This is a genomic window from Roseovarius sp. MBR-78 (genome assembly GCF_040547535.1).
GTDB lineage: Bacteria > Pseudomonadota > Alphaproteobacteria > Rhodobacterales > Rhodobacteraceae > Roseovarius.
Window position 1 is genome coordinate 133,414 of the sequence record NZ_JBEPPX010000002.1, and the last position, 14,772, is coordinate 148,185.

General features: G+C 63.9%; 15 protein-coding genes. 8 read left to right on the forward strand and 7 right to left on the reverse strand.

What is annotated here, in order from left to right; genetic code table 11:
- Positions 1-42: 42 nt before the first annotated feature.
- From ABIE58_RS02270 to coxB, 5 genes are all read right to left on the reverse strand, one after another.
- Positions 43-843 (reverse strand): cytochrome c oxidase subunit 3, encoded by an 801-nt coding sequence (locus ABIE58_RS02270; RefSeq protein WP_354543054.1) that lies wholly within the window; start codon positions 841-843, stop codon positions 43-45.
- 25 nt (positions 844-868) lie between these two features.
- Positions 869-1,450, reverse strand: a complete 582-nt coding sequence (locus tag ABIE58_RS02275) for a cytochrome c oxidase assembly protein (protein WP_354543055.1) — start codon at positions 1,448-1,450, stop codon at positions 869-871.
- Positions 1,450-1,614: a cytochrome c oxidase system small membrane protein gene (locus ABIE58_RS02280; protein ID WP_354543056.1), complete on the reverse strand. Its 165-nt coding sequence runs from the start codon at positions 1,612-1,614 to the stop codon at positions 1,450-1,452. Before ABIE58_RS02280 ends, ABIE58_RS02275 begins: the two co-directional genes overlap by 1 nt.
- Positions 1,611-2,558: a heme o synthase gene (gene cyoE, locus ABIE58_RS02285; protein ID WP_354543057.1), complete on the reverse strand. Its 948-nt coding sequence runs from the start codon at positions 2,556-2,558 to the stop codon at positions 1,611-1,613. The genes ABIE58_RS02280 and cyoE overlap by 4 nt, the downstream gene beginning before the upstream one ends.
- Before the next feature lie 67 nt (positions 2,559-2,625).
- Positions 2,626-3,513 carry a cytochrome c oxidase subunit II gene (gene coxB / locus ABIE58_RS02290; RefSeq protein WP_354543058.1) on the reverse strand — a complete coding sequence of 296 codons (888 nt, stop codon included), beginning with the start codon at positions 3,511-3,513 and terminating at the stop codon, positions 2,626-2,628.
- 205 nt (positions 3,514-3,718) lie between these two features.
- Here coxB and tldD point away from each other — a divergent pair, with 205 nt between their 5' ends.
- On the forward strand, positions 3,719-5,140 hold the full coding sequence (tldD, locus tag ABIE58_RS02295) for a metalloprotease TldD (RefSeq protein WP_354543059.1): 1,422 nt from the start codon (positions 3,719-3,721) through the stop codon (positions 5,138-5,140).
- A 49-nt stretch (positions 5,141-5,189) separates the two neighbouring features.
- Here the strand turns inward: tldD and ABIE58_RS02300 are convergent, their stop codons facing one another.
- The gene (locus ABIE58_RS02300) at positions 5,190-6,044 is read right to left on the reverse strand and encodes a hypothetical protein (protein ID WP_354543060.1); all 855 of its coding nucleotides are present in this window, start codon (positions 6,042-6,044) and stop codon (positions 5,190-5,192) included.
- Between the two features lie 427 nt (positions 6,045-6,471).
- Between ABIE58_RS02300 and dprA the strand changes: the two genes are divergently transcribed.
- The 4 genes from dprA to ABIE58_RS02320 all read left to right on the forward strand — a co-directional run bounded on the left by dprA (position 6,472) and on the right by ABIE58_RS02320 (position 11,901).
- Positions 6,472-7,617 (forward strand): DNA-processing protein DprA, encoded by a 1,146-nt coding sequence (gene dprA, locus ABIE58_RS02305; protein WP_354543061.1) that lies wholly within the window; start codon positions 6,472-6,474, stop codon positions 7,615-7,617.
- A 101-nt stretch (positions 7,618-7,718) separates the two neighbouring features.
- Positions 7,719-10,373 carry a type I DNA topoisomerase gene (gene topA / locus ABIE58_RS02310; protein WP_354543062.1) on the forward strand — a complete coding sequence of 885 codons (2,655 nt, stop codon included), beginning with the start codon at positions 7,719-7,721 and terminating at the stop codon, positions 10,371-10,373.
- A gap of 176 nt (positions 10,374-10,549) precedes the next feature.
- Complete coding sequence (locus ABIE58_RS02315; RefSeq protein ID WP_354543063.1) at positions 10,550-11,272, forward strand: CoA transferase subunit A; 723 nt, start codon at positions 10,550-10,552, stop codon at positions 11,270-11,272.
- On the forward strand, positions 11,272-11,901 hold the full coding sequence (locus ABIE58_RS02320) for a 3-oxoacid CoA-transferase subunit B (protein WP_354543064.1): 630 nt from the start codon (positions 11,272-11,274) through the stop codon (positions 11,899-11,901). The genes ABIE58_RS02315 and ABIE58_RS02320 overlap by 1 nt, the downstream gene beginning before the upstream one ends.
- A 90-nt stretch (positions 11,902-11,991) precedes the next feature.
- Here ABIE58_RS02320 and ABIE58_RS02325 read toward each other — a convergent pair whose 3' ends face one another.
- On the reverse strand, positions 11,992-12,768 hold the full coding sequence (locus tag ABIE58_RS02325; RefSeq protein ID WP_354543065.1) for a lytic transglycosylase domain-containing protein: 777 nt from the start codon (positions 12,766-12,768) through the stop codon (positions 11,992-11,994).
- A 387-nt stretch (positions 12,769-13,155) separates the two neighbouring features.
- On the opposite strand from ABIE58_RS02325, the gene ABIE58_RS02330 reads away from it, so the two are divergent.
- From ABIE58_RS02330 to cpaB, 3 genes are all read left to right on the forward strand, one after another.
- Entirely contained in the window at positions 13,156-13,353 is a 198-nt protein-coding gene (locus ABIE58_RS02330; protein WP_354543066.1) for a Flp family type IVb pilin, read from the forward strand.
- A gap of 174 nt (positions 13,354-13,527) precedes the next feature.
- Positions 13,528-13,710, forward strand: a complete 183-nt coding sequence (locus ABIE58_RS02335; RefSeq protein ID WP_354543067.1) for a hypothetical protein — start codon at positions 13,528-13,530, stop codon at positions 13,708-13,710.
- A 106-nt stretch (positions 13,711-13,816) separates the two neighbouring features.
- Positions 13,817-14,689 (forward strand): Flp pilus assembly protein CpaB, encoded by an 873-nt coding sequence (cpaB, locus tag ABIE58_RS02340; RefSeq protein WP_354543068.1) that lies wholly within the window; start codon positions 13,817-13,819, stop codon positions 14,687-14,689.
- Positions 14,690-14,772: the final 83 nt, after the last annotated feature.

Consider the following 14,772-nt stretch of genomic DNA (forward strand, 5'->3'; position numbering starts at 1 on the left):
CTTCATCTTGCCAAAAATATCCGCGCCGCAGGCGCGTCGCGCTCAGCCGCCCCAGACGTAGACAGCGGCAAAAAGAAACAGCCAGACCACATCGACGAAATGCCAATACCACGCCGCCGCCTCGAAGCCCACATGCTGCTCGGGCGTGAAGTGCCCCTTCATCACCCGCATCAGGCAGACAAAGAGAAAGATAGTGCCGATGATGACATGCGCGCCGTGAAAGCCGGTGGCCATGAAGAAATTGGCCCCGTAGATATTGCCGGAAAAGCCAAAGCCCGCATGGCTGTATTCATAGGCCTGGAACACGGTAAAGATCGCGCCCAGCGCAATCGCCAGGATCAGGCCCCATTTCATGTCCTTGCGGTTGTTCTCATGCACCAGCGCGTGATGCGCCCAGGTCGCGGCACAGCCCGAACACAAGAGGATAAGCGTATTGATGAGCGGCAGGTGCCACGGATCAAACGTCTCGATCCCGGCGGGCGGCCAGATGCCATCGACCGCCGGCGAAGAGGGGCCCATCGGATACATGGCGTGCTTGAAAAAGCTCCAGAACCACGCGGCGAAAAACATCACCTCGGACATGATGAACATGATGAAGCCATAGCGCAGCCCGATCCGCACCACCGGGGTGTGGTCGCCGGTCTGCCCCTCGTGGACGACATCGGCCCACCAGCCGAACATCACGTAAAGCACGCCGATCAGACCGGCGAGCAGCATCCACGGGCCGTGATCGTGAAAGAACAGCACCGCCCCGAACAGCATGACAAAGCCCGCCAGCGCGCCCAGAAGCGGCCAGAGGGAGGGGGGCAGGATGTGGTAATCGTGGTTCTTGGTATGTGCCATCTTGGTGTTTTCCCTCGTCGCAGGCTCAATTCAGCGTTTTACCGCCTGTTTTGACGGGCGCAAGGCCCGCATGATTTTCCGGCAGGTCGATCTCGTGGAACGTATAGGACAGCGTGATCGTGTGGACATATTGCCCCTCGCGGTCATCGACGATCGCGGGGTCAACATAGAATGTCACCGGCATCTGCACCCGCTCTCCGGGTTGCAACACCTGTTCGGTGAAACAGAAACAGTCGATCTTGGTAAAGAACCCGCCCGCCTCGTAGGGCACGACGTTATAATTGGCGCGCCCCGCCACCACGCGGTCGGTGGGGTTGTAAGCCTCGTAAAATGCCAGCCCCGTCTCGCCGATGCGCAACTCCATCTCGCGCTCCACGGGTTTGAACTCCCACGGCATCCCTCGATCCTTGCTTGCGTCGAACCGCACCGTGATGGTCTGCTCCAGCACCTCGTCGCTGCCCGCGGTTGCCACCCCGGTCACGCCGCCAAACCCGGTGACACGGCAGAACCAGTCATAGAACGGCACCGACGCCCATGCCAGCCCGCCCATGAGCACCACAACGCCGACAAGCTGCCCGAGGGTTTTGGTTTTCGCATCAAACGCCATCAATTCCGCTCCCCTATCTTCGCGGGCACGGTGAAATTCTCGTTCGAGACCTTGGCGATGGTCAGCCCAAAGACCAGCGCCACGAACAGCGCCAGGACAAGGCCAAGCCCCAGATTGCGCCCGAACCGCCGCTTGTGGATCTCGTGTTGCTCGCGAAAGCTCATGACCACACCCCCATGCCCAAGCCGCGCAATACCGCCTCGGCCAGAATGGCGGTGAAATGCGCGAAGAGATACCAAAGCGACAGCCGGAAGGCGCGCTTTTCGACCCGGTAGTTATCGGCCTCGGCCACGGCTTCGTCGCGCCGCCAGATCGCCACCGCATCGCGCAGGAAGAGCGCGTTGAACACCACCGCAACAGCGAGATAGACCGGCCCGCCGATCCCGGTGAACGCCGCGCCCACCGCCAGGACGGCCAGCAGCACGGTATAGGCCAGGATATGCACCCTCGTGGCGCGGCGGCCATGGGTGACGGTCAGCATCGGCACGCCCGCGCTGTCATAGTCGCCGCGCATGAACAGCGCCAGCGCCCAGAAATGCGGTGGCGTCCACATGAAGATGAGCGCGAACATCAACACCGATTCTATGCTTATCGTGCCGGTCGCCGCCGCCCAGCCGATCATCGGTGGAAACGCCCCCGCCGCACCGCCGATGACGATATTCTGAGGCGTCCAGCGTTTGAGGCCGATGGTGTAGATCACCACGTAGAAAAAGATGGTAAAGGCCAGGATCGCAGCGGCCAGCGCATTGGTCGCAAGCCACAGCATCACAACCGACATAGCCGCCAGCGTGATCCCGAAGGCGAACGCCTCGTCGCGGCTGACCCGGCCTGTGGGGATGGGCCGCTTGCGCGTGCGCTTCATCATCGCGTCGATATCGGATTCCCACCACATGTTGAGCGCGCCCGCCGCCCCGCCGCCCACCGCGATGAACAGGATCGCCGCCAGCGCCACCACCGGATGCACCGCAACCGGTGCCGCCAACAGCCCCACCAGCGCCGTGAACACCACAAGCGTCATGACGCGCGGTTTCAGCAGCGCAAAGAAATCGCCGAAACCAGCCTCGCCTTGTTGCGTGGCGCTGGCACTGTGCAGGCTTGCGTCGCTCATGGGTCAGGCTCTTTTGTTCATCATTTCAGGGCAGTTACAAGGCCGGGGCGCGCCCGGCCCTGCACACTCAGTCAGCCGTCGCCACCTGCACCGCCTCCGGCAGGGTGGACGGATCGCCGGCATATTCCTCGACCGCGCCCTTCAGCCACGCGGCATATTCCGCCTCGCTCACCACCTTGACGGTGATCGGCATATAGGCGTGGGACTGCCCGCACAGCTTGGAGCATTGCCCGAAATAGATGCCCTCTTTCTCGGCCTTGAACCAAAGCTGCGCCAGCCGCCCCGGCACCGCGTCCTGCTTGACGCCGAAGGCGGGGATCGTCCAGCTATGGATCACGTCGGCGCCGGTCACGGTCATCACCACGGTCTTGTTCACCGGCACGACCAGGGCGGTATCGGTCGCGAGCAGGAACTCGTCACGGCTATATCCCGCCTCGACGAGTTGCGCCTCCACCTCGGGCGTCAACCGGTTGTCGCCACCCGTGGCCGGCGCGCCGATCATGTAGCTGTCAAAGCCGAAGTCGTGATCGGTATATTCATAGCCCCAATACCACTGATACCCGGTCGCCTTGACATGGATCTCGCCCTCGGGGATCTCCTGCTGCTTGAACAGGATCGGCAGCGAATTGGCCCCGATGAACACAAGGATCAGGATCGGCACGATGGTCCAGGCGATCTCAACCGGCGTGTTGTGGGTGAATTTCGCGGGCGTCGGGTTGGCGCGCCGGTTGTAGCGCAGGATCACATAGGCCAGCAGCCCGGTCACGAATATCGTGATCGCGATGATGATGATGTTGATCGCCCCGTCGAGCCATTGCAGATCGCGGGCAAGCTCGGTTGCCGCAGGCTGAAACCCGGTTTTGCCCGCGACAGGCGCGCCGACGATCTCTTGCGCATGCGCCGGAAGGGCGAGGATGGCGGCCATGACGGCCATGAGGCTGGGGGTAAATCGCATTTGGCACCCTGGTCGGTTGAGCTGTTCATGTCATTGGCCCTGCCCATGCGGGCCGGGCTGCGGCGGAAGGCCGTTGTCTTGCGGCACTCTAAAACCATATTCTGCTGATGACGACAAGAAAGAGCATTGCGGCAAACGGACGCTTTTTTGATTTAGATCAAGCTGCGCCCATCAGCCGCACAGCCCCCATACAGGACAAAACCACATGAGCGATACCCGGTTCCGCCCCTTTGACACGCTGATCGACCGCGACTCGGCGCTGCGGCATTTGCGCGCAGCAACCCTTGGGGCCGATGATGGCGAGCTGTTTCTAGAGCGCCGCCGCGCCGAGGCGCTGAGCTTTGATGACGGGCGGCTTCGCTCTGCCTCCTATGATGCCTCCGAGGGGTTCGGCCTGCGCGCGGTGCAGGGCGAGGTGACCGGCTACGCCCATTCCTCAGACGTGACCGAGGCGGCGCTGAAGCGCGCGGTCGAGACCGCCCGCCTTGCCGTGGGCGCAGGCGGGGCCACGCTCGCCACCAACCCCGCCCCCACCAACCGCCACCTTTATACCGACGAAGACCCCATCGCCGGGGCCGCCTTCCCCGTCAAGATCGAGACCCTGCGCGAGATCGACGCCTTCGCCCGCGCGCTCGATCCGCGCGTGGTGCAGGTCACCGCCTCGCTCGCGGCCTCATTGCAGGAGGTGGTGATCCTGCGCCCCGACGGTCAGGAATTGCGCGACACCCGCCCCATGACCCGCGTCAATGTCGCGGTCATCGTCGAGGAAAATGGCCGCCGCGAACAGGGCAGCGCCGGGGGCGGCGGGCGTCTTGGCCTCACCGGCCTCATTGACCCCGCTGCCTGGCAGGCCAAGACCCGCGAGGCGCTGCGCGTGGCGCTGGTGAACCTAGAGGCCGAGGACGCGCCCGCCGGAATGATGGACGTGGTCCTTGGCCCCGGCTGGCCCGGCATCCTTTTGCACGAGGCCATCGGCCACGGGCTCGAGGGCGATTTCAACCGCAAGGGAAGCTCCGCCTTCGCCGGTCTTATGGGCCAACGCATCGCCGCCCCCGGCGTCACCGTGCTCGACGACGGCACCCTCCCCGACCGGCGCGGCTCGCTCACCATCGACGACGAAGGCACGCCCTCGGCGCGCAACGTGCTGATCGAGGACGGCATCCTTGTGGGCTTCATGCAGGACCGCCAGAACGCCCGCCTGATGGGCGTGGCCCCCACCGGCAACGGGCGGCGCGAAAGCTACGCCCACGCCCCCATGCCGCGCATGACCAACACCTATATGCTGGGCGGCGACGCCACCCCCGGCGATCTGGTGGCCGAGCTGAAGGACGGGATCTACGCGGTGGGCTTCGGCGGCGGGCAGGTCGATATCACCAATGGCAAGTTCGTCTTCTCCTGCACCGAGGCCTACCGCGTGAAGAACGGCCGGATCGGTGCCCCGGTCAAAGGCGCCACCCTCATCGGCGACGGCGCCACCGCCCTCCAGCGCATCCGGGGGCTGGCCAACGACATGGCGCTCGATCCCGGCATGGGCAATTGCGGCAAACAGGGCCAATGGGTGCCCGTGGGCGTGGGCCAGCCCACGGTGCTGATCGGCGGGCTGACGGTGGGGGGATCGGCGGTTTAGGGGGCGATAATTTCAGCGCAATTTATGAACAGGTTTTAAGATACACGCCTCAGCCGTCAAAACTTTTGTTCCATCGTCCATGTCGGCTGCGCAGAACTTCGGCACCATCTGGATAGCCGCATCCTAATTGATGAAACGCTTGCTCCCCTTGTGTGTGAACGGCAAGAACCTTGGCTGGGGGTGGATTTTCCTTGATGCAAAGGTCGGTGTTCGTGGGGCAGAGTGGAAATCCCAAGTCGACTGCATACGTGTTCAGAACACAGTCCGCGAGCGAGTATCGCGACATTGAATCAGATACCTTTGCAGCAATCTCAATAACCCTTGGAAGTCCCAACTCTTGAAGTTTCTGAAGTAAGTCTTCGTCCTGCTGGTGGAAATAGACAACTTCGCCGCCCCAATTCCTCAAAAGAAGTTCGACACCTCGTTCAGTCACGCTCATTGGAGATGGAACGCAGAAAAATCTATTCTCTCTACATTCTTTCTGCGTTTTTAGCGCGCTTCGCTCTAGTAACATTTGAACTTCTACAGCAGAAAGATGGCCTCGACGCTCAAGCTCGGTCAACCGTGCTTGCATTCCTTCTTCGGTCGACACCTCAATCGCATTTTTCATAGCAGTAATTTCAAAGTCGAGAAGCCTTGTATAATGCCAAACGCGAATTTGGCGTTCCGCGATAATGTCAGCGACACGAATCTGTAGAGCCTCGTATTGGTTGAAATATCGGTTACCGCGCAGACATTCCGCCAGGTGTTCATTTCTGTCGAGACCGAGCAATCGCGCATCTTCGCGATGATATTGCTCAATAAGCGCTTGGTTTTCAGACAGTTCCTCGCAAAGTGAGCGTCCAAACGTATTGCTATTCCAAACATCTAGCAATTCAGCATCTATGTCATTGACATCGCTCAACCCGATCTCCTCAAATCAACATTCCCAATTTTTGATCTATTTGGGAGCAATCTCCACATTACTTGCTATCTTTTCAAGCGATTTTGGCCTCGTAGTGCGGTCTTAGTTGCTCGGACGCAGTCTGTAGCCAGCAATTTCTGTAGGGTGGGTGAAACCCACCACCGGCGCAACATGAACCAAGCATAGGCGCGGGCTCACCCCCCGTGACGCGAGAACCTGTCCCGCCGCAGCCACCACTGCCCCGGCTACATCTTGCAAGAAATACGCATCTAACCTCAGCCCATCCCACCGTCGATAAAATAATTACCGCAATATATCAATATCTTAAACGAAATCTCCAAAAAACCCACACCGCCCCCCGTTTCGGTTTACCGCCCGTTAACCCTGCGTGCGCTATCCCTGTCCTTGCAAGTTGGCGAGGTCACGGATGCCCGATAGAAATCATCCTTCCACTCACCCCCCACTCCCACCCACCACGGAAGATGACCGGGTGACGTGGCTTCGCCTCTTGCGCTCTCGTCGCGTCGGCCCGACGACCTTCCACCGTCTGCTCGCCGATCACGGCACCGCCGCCGCGGCCCTTGGTGCCCTGCCCGAAGTCGCCCGCGCCGCGGGCGTGCCCGATTACACAACCTGCCCCGAAGGCGTGGCCGTGGCCGAATTGCGCGCTGGGGCCAAGGCGGGCGCGCGGCTTCTTACCTATGCCGATCCCGCCTACCCGGCGGCGCTGCGCGATCTGTCCGACGCGCCACCCGTGCTCTGGATCAAGGGCGATCCGGCCTTGCTCGCGCGCCCCGTCATCGCCATCGTCGGCGCGCGCAACGCCTCCTCGCTTGGCCTGCGCATGGCCCGCGCACTGGCCGCCGAGCTATCCGGGCAGGGCTTTGTCATCGCCTCGGGCCTCGCGCGCGGCATCGACACCGCCGCCCATCACGCCAGCCTCGAACGCGGCACCATCGCGGTCATGGCGGGCGGCGTCGATGTGATCTACCCGTCCGAGAACAAGGCGCTGTGCCAGCAGATCGCCAAAACCGGCCTGTGCCTTTCGGAGCAACCCATCGGCCTTGTCCCTCAGGCGCGCCACTTTCCGACCCGCAACCGCCTTGTCAGCGGGCTGGCCCGCGCGGTCGTGGTGGTCGAGGCGGCGGCGAAATCCGGCTCGCTCATCACAGCGCGCACCGCCCTCGATCAGGGGCGCGAGGTCATGGCCGTGCCCGGCCACCCGATCGACGCCCGCGCCTCGGGCTGCAACATGCTGATCCGCGACGGGGCCACGCTGGTGCGCAGCGCCGCCGACGTGATCGAGGCATTGCCGCAGGCGCAGGCCCCCGTTCAGGCCGAAATCCCCCTGCCCGATCCCGCGCCGCCAGCGCGCCCCGCCCGGCCCTTGCGCGACACCGCCGCACTGCATTCCGAGATCCTTGCGCGCCTCGGCCCCTCGCCGCTGGCCGAGGATCAACTCATCCGCGATCTTGCCAGCCCCGCGCAGGCGATCGCACCGGCGCTAGTCACGCTGGAGCTTGACGGACGCATCACCCGCCATCCCGGCGGCCTCGTCTCGCTCGCGGTCTGAAGCCCCCCGCATACCCGGTTCCCGCCCCGCGTTGACAAACCCCCTTGCCAGCGCACATGGTCCCCCGCCATAAGCGGCCCGCAAAGCCGGAAGGAGTGCCCATGCCCGTCGTCGTTGTCGAATCCCCCGCCAAGGCCAAGACAATCAACAAGTATCTCGGCGATGGCTACACGGTTCTGGCAAGCTATGGCCATGTCCGCGACCTGCCGCCCAAGGATGGATCGGTCGATCCCGAGAACGGTTTTGACATGACATGGGAGGTGGGTGCCGACGCGCGCAAGCATGTCAAGGCCATCGCCGACGCATTGAAGGACGACAACGCGCTGATCCTCGCCACCGACCCCGACCGCGAAGGCGAGGCGATCAGCTGGCATCTCGAGGAAACCCTGCGCAAGCGCAAGGCGATCCGCAAGGACACCCCCGTGAGCCGCGTGGTGTTCAACGCGATCACCAAAACCGCCGTCACCGAGGCGATGAAAAACCCCCGCCAGGTCGACGCGCCCTTGGTCGAAGCCTATCTGGCGCGGCGCGCGCTCGATTACCTCGTGGGCTTCAACCTTTCGCCGGTGCTCTGGCGCAAGCTGCCCGGCGCGCGCTCGGCAGGCCGCGTGCAATCCGTGTGCCTGCGCCTCATCGTTGAGCGCGAGGAAGAGATCGAGGCGTTCCGCGCCCGCGAATACTGGTCCGTGAAGGCGCTGCTCACCACACCGCGCGGGCAGGAGTTCGAGGGGCGCCTTGTCACGCTCGCGGGCAGCAAGCTCGACAAGTTCGACCTCGCCAACGCGACGCAGGCCGAAATGGCGGTGCAGGCCGTCGCCTCGCGCGCCCTCACGGTCGCTTCGGTCGAGGCCAAGCCCGCCACGCGCAACCCCTCGGCCCCGTTCATGACCTCCACCCTCCAGCAGGAGGCCAGCCGCAAATTCGGCATGGGCGCGCGCCAATGCATGAGCGCCGCGCAGCGCCTCTACGAGGCCGGGCTCATCACCTATATGCGCACCGACGGCATCGACATGGCCCCCGAGGCGGTGATGGCCGCGCGCGACGCGATCAAGGACCGGTTCGGCGCCGATTACCTGCCCAAATCCCCGCGCATGTATAAAAACAAGGCCAAGAACGCGCAGGAAGCGCATGAATGCATCCGCCCCACCGAGATGACGCGCGACGCAGGCAAGATCCGCATCGCGGACGCCGATCAGCGCAAGCTCTACGATCTCATCTGGAAACGCACGCTGGCCTGCCAGATGGCCGCCGCCCGGCTCGAACGCACCACCGTAGAGATCGGCAGCGAGGATGGGCAGGTGGGATTGCGCGCCACCGGGCAGGTGATGCTGTTTGACGGCTTTCTCAAGGTCTATGAGGAGGGGCGCGACGATGTCGCCGCCGACGAGGACGACCGCCGCCTGCCGCAGATCATGCAGGGGGACAGCGTCGCATTCGCCAAATCCGGGCTGCGCGCCGAATTCGTCAAGGCGCAGGACGGGGCAGAGACCCCCGCCGCCATCCTTTCCGACAACGAGGCCGCCCTCGCCCTGCAACATTTCACCCAGGCCCCGCCGCGCTATACCGAGGCGACGCTCGTCAAGAAGATGGAAGAGCTGGGCATCGGCCGCCCCTCCACCTATGCCAGCGTGCTCGGCACCATCGAGGAGCGCGAATATGTCCGCAAGGATCAGGGCCGCCTTGTCCCCGAGGACAAGGGCCGCATCGTCACCACCTTCCTCATCAATTTCTTCCGCAAATACGTGGGCTACGAATTCACCGCCAATCTCGAGGAGGATCTCGACCGGGTGAGCGCGGGCGAGGCGGATTACAAGGAAATCCTCGGCCGCTTCTGGCGCGATTTCTCGGCGGCTATCGCAGAAACATCGGAACTCAGGATCACGCAGGTGCTCGACGTGCTCGACGCAGCGCTCGCGCCCACGCTCTACCCGCCCCGCGAGGATGGCAGCGACCCGCGCCAATGCCCGCTTTGCGGCACCGGGCAATTGCATCTCAAGACCTCGCGCTCGGGCGGCTTTGTCGGCTGCGGCAATTACCCCGAATGCCGCTACACCCGCCCCATCGGCGGGGACGCGGCGGAAAACGGCGACCGCATCCTCGGCGAGGATGACGCGGGCAACGAGATATCGCTGCGCTCGGGCCGTTTCGGCCCCTATGTGCAGCGCGGCGAGGCCACGGAAGAGAACAAGAAGCCAGAGCGCGCCAGCCTGCCCAAGGGCTGGAAGGCCGAGGAGATGACGCTCGAGAAGGCGCTGACGCTGCTGAGCCTGCCGCGCGAGGTGGGCGCGCATCCCGAGGGCGGCATGGTCAAGGCCAATTTCGGTCGATTTGGCCCCTATATCATGCATCAGGGCCCCGAGGACGCCAAGCCGGTCTATGCCAATCTCAAGGATCCGGCGGATGTGTTCGAGATCGGCATGAACCGCGCGGTGGAACTGCTCGCCGCCAAACGCGCCAATCCCGGCGGGCGCGGGCGCGCGGCGGCCAAGCCCCTGCGCGAGTTGGGCGAGCATCCCGATGAGGGCGGACCGGTGCAGGTCTTCGAGGGGCGGTATGGGCCTTATGTCAAATGGGGCAAGGTCAACGCCACCCTGCCCAAGGACACCCCCCCCGAGGCGATCACGCTGGACGCGGCACTCGCTCTCATCGCGGCCAAGGCGGCGAAACCGGGCGGCAAGAAAAAAGCTGCGCCCAAGAAAGCCGCTGCGAAGAAACCCGCCGCCAAAAAGCCTGCGGCACGCAAGAAAACCGGCTGAGGCCGGAAAGCCGAAATCTTCGGAAGATTTCCGCCCGCTTTCTTTTCAAGAAAGCGGCCACCGCGCCGGCGCTACGTAGTATTCCCTAAACCGCGTCATTGGGTGCGCGCGTCGCGTTGACTCGCGCCCACGCCGCCGCCATACCACCCCCGACAGGTTTCACGAGGAGGTTCGCAATGTCCAAGGTTTACGGCTCGGCCGCCGAGGCGCTCGACGGGCTCTTGCGCGATGATATGGTGATCGCCGCGGGCGGCTTCGGTCTCTGCGGCATTCCCGAATTGCTGCTTTCGGCCATCCGCGATTCGGGTGTCAAGGATCTCACCTTCGCCAGCAACAACGCGGGCGTGGATGATTTCGGCATCGGCATCCTGCTTCAGACCCGGCAGGTGAAAAAGATGATGTCGTCCTATGTCGGCGAGAATGCCGAATTCATGCGGCAATATCTCAGCGGCGAGCTGGAGCTTGAATTCAACCCCCAGGGCACGCTTGCCGAGCGGATGCGCGCGGGCGGCTGTGGCATTCCCGGCTTCTACACCAAGACCGGGGTGGGCACGCAGATCGCCGAGGGCAAGGACCACAAGGAGTTTCCCACCGGCCCCGACGGCGCGCCCGAGACCTATATCATGGAGCACGGCATCTTTGCCGATCTCAGCATCGTCAAGGCGTGGAAGGCCGATACCACCGGCAACGCGATCTTCCGCAAGACCGCGCGCAACTTCAACCCGCCTGCGGCGATGTGCGGGCGCACCTGCGTGATGGAGGTCGAGGAAATCGTGGAGCCGGGCACGCTCGACCCCGACAATATCCATCTGCCCGGCATCTACGTGCACCGCCTTATTCAAGGCGAGCACGAGAAACGGATCGAGCAACGCACCGTTCGCAAGAGGGAGGAAGCCTGATGCCCTGGGATCGCAATCAGATGGCGGCACGCGCCGCGCAAGAGCTTGAGGATGGCACCTATGTCAATCTCGGCATCGGCATTCCGACGCTGGTCAGCAACTACATCCCCGAGGGGGTGCAGGTGACGCTGCAATCGGAAAACGGGATGCTCGGCATGGGGCCCTTCCCGCTCGAGGGCGACGAAGACCCCGACCTCATCAACGCCGGCAAGCAGACCATCACAGAGCTGCCTCACACCGCCTATTTCGACAGCGCCACCTCGTTCGGCATGATCCGGGGCGGCAAGATCGCCATGGCGATCCTCGGCGCGATGGAAGTGGCCGAAAACGGCGATCTGGCCAACTGGATGATCCCCGGCAAGCTCATCAAGGGCATGGGCGGCGCGATGGATCTGGTGGCTGGCGTGCGCCGGGTGGTGGTGGTGATGGACCACACCAACAAGGCGGGCGAGTCGAAGCTCTTGAAGCAATGCACCCTGCCGCTGACCGGCACCGGGGTGGTCAATCGCATCGTCACCAACCTTGGCGTGCTCGACGTGGTCGAGGGCGGCTTGCGCATCGTGGAATGCGCCGATGGCGTGACCGAGGACGAGATCCGCGCCGCCACCGAGGCAACCATCGTCGCCTGATATCGGGGGCCGGGCACACGCCCGGCCCTGTTCATTGGTGGCGCATGTTCGAGAAGCTCAAAACCGGGTCCCGTTTTTGAGCAACATGCTTTATTTCAATGCCAGATCAAACGCGCAGGCATCGGTGACAAGCTCGGGCCGCGTCTTGCACAGGCCGCGTGCCACGTCAAAGGCCGCAAGCACCAGCGGCACGTAGTCGCGCGTCTCGGCAAAGGGCGGCACGCCGGCGTGGTCGCGCACCGCCCCCTCGCCCGCGTTATAGCCTGCCAGCGCCAGGATCACATCCCCGCCGAATTCCCCGATCAACCAGTCGAGATAGGCCACCCCGCCGCCGATATTGGCCGCCGGGGCCAGCGCGTCGGCCACGCCGAACCGCGCCGCCGTGTCGGGCATGAGCTGCATCAGCCCCTGCGCGCCCTTGCTTGATACCGCCTCTGCACGCCCGCCCGATTCCACCGCGATCACCGCCAGCGCTAGCGCGGGGGACACGCGCGTGCCGATGGTGGCGCGCAGGATATCGGCCCCGCGCGCGCGCAGGATGGCTTGCAGCATCTCCAGCCTCGGTGTGGTCACAGAGACACCGGCGGGCGGGTTGGCCACCCGCGCCGTCGCCGCGCGCAGGCGGGTGGCCCCATCGGCCCCTGCCTCGGCGGGTACCGTCTCCCAGAACCAGCCAAGGCGCGGCGCGGCCCCGGTGGCAGGCGCCGCCTCGGCGCGGGGTGCGGCCTCGGGCGCGATCTGCACCAAAGGGCCGCGCCGTTCGCCGGGCTTCGGGGCCTTTTCAAGCTTGAAGGTAAACTCGGGAAACGGCGGTGGCGCATCCGCCCGCTCGCCCGCCTGCGCAAGGCCCGCGACCACTAGCGCCACACAGGCGCATGAATTCCTGAATATTCCGTTGATCGGCACTGCCCCGCCCCCGGACCGTTTTGCAGCACTATGCCAACAATCGCCCCCAAAGGCCAGAATCGTTGCGATTTCGGAGCACGTCTTGCACGATTTTTGACAAATTTTACACGTCAAGGATGTGCCCAAGCGGAAATGTTCAAGATAAACCCGTTTTCTTTCAATGCATTGGTGTTTTTTTCTATAAAATTCTTCGATACTCGAAAATCGCTTCAATGCCGCCCAAATCGCGCCCGAATTCGGGGGCCATATAGGGTCACACCACGACGGCAACGGGCCATAAAAACTGAAGGGTCTGAAACCGGGGTGGATGTGACAACGTAGCAACTGATCCTTTGGAGGGACCAAACCATGATGAACTTTATCAAGAACTTCCGCAACGACGAAGACGGTGCTGTGACGGTTGACTGGGTCGTGCTGACCGCTGCTGTCGTGGGCCTCGGCATCGCCGGTGTGTCCACCATCCAGACCGGTATCGGCACCGCCGCGACCGCCATCGGGAGCGACATCGGCGCCAACTCGGACAACTCGCTCACCGCCGAGAAGTAATGCCTGGTTGCCCCCCCCACCGTCCCAAGGGCAGTGGGGGGGGCGCAGGGCTTTCGTGGGGCCGTGTCCGGCGCGGACACGGCCCCGCAGGCGCGCGTAACGAGTGTTCCGCCGGATCGCGCCACCGGCAGCCAGCGCCTCGCAGGGTGCCGGGTTTGCATCACGGGGTGACAGATGCGCAACGGGATCATCAGGTTTTTCCTGACCGAGGACAGCGGTGCCGTGACCGTGGATTGGGTCGTGCTGACCGCGATCGTCACCGCGCTCGGGGCCTCGGTAGCGGTTTTCTTCATCGACGGCGACAACCCGATCGGCGCGGCCACGGCTGATGTGCTGTTGCGCGCGACCAAGGACTGAGCGCCGCGATTCCCCCTCTCTGCCTCCCATATTTGGCCATAATCCCGCGCTATCGTGGCGGCAATCGAACCGGTGATCTGCCGGGCAAACTGAAAAGGATGACGCGATGCGCCTCATATTCGGACTGGTTCTTCTGGTCGGCGTCGGCCTTGCAGGCTTTGCCACCTACATGGCCAGGAATTACATCAACCAATATCAGCAAGCGCTTGCCGCCGAACGGCAGCAACACGCCCCGGCGATGGAGACGGTCGAGGTCATGGTCGCCGCGCGCGATCTAAAATACGGCGCAAAGCTCGAAAAGGACGCGGTGAAACGCGTGAGCTATCCCAAGGCGGCCCTGCCCGAGGGCGTTTTCACCGACGTGACCGCGCTTTTCCCCGAGGAGGCGCGCGATCCGCGCGAGGTGCTGCGCAGCATGGTCAAGGGCGAGGTGATCCTCACCGGCAAGGTGACCAAGCCCGGAGAGCCTGCCGGGATCGGCTCGCGGCTTGCCAATGGAATGCGCGCCTTCGCCATCGAGGTGGATGCCAAGAGCGGCGTTTCGGGCTTTCTGCGCCCCGGTGATCGTGTCGATGTCTACTGGACCGGCTCGGTCGGGCGCGGCGAGATCCGCACCGAGGGCAACTCCACCGGCAGCGTGACCAAGCTCATCGAGTCGCGCATGCCGCTTGTCGCCGTTGACCAGAGCGCCGACATGGACCGCGAAGAGGCGCGCATCGCGCGCACCGTCACCGTCGCCGCCACACCGCAACAGGTCGCGGCGCTCGCGCAGGCGCAATCTACCGGGCGGCTGTCGCTGTCGCTGGTGGGCGCGCTCGACGAAAGCACCGCCGAGGTGATCGAGGTCGATCAAAACAGGCTGCTTGGGCTTCAGGCCGCCGAGGCCCCGATGCCGATGGAAGAGGAAAAAGAGCAATGCATGGTGCGCACGCGCCGCGGCTCCGAGGTGGTTATGACCCCCATCCCCTGCACCAACTGACCGCGCGGCGCATCGCGCCGAGAGGGGCCGCCTTTGGGGCGGCCCCTGGCATATCGGGCGGCACAAACGGCACAGACAGGATG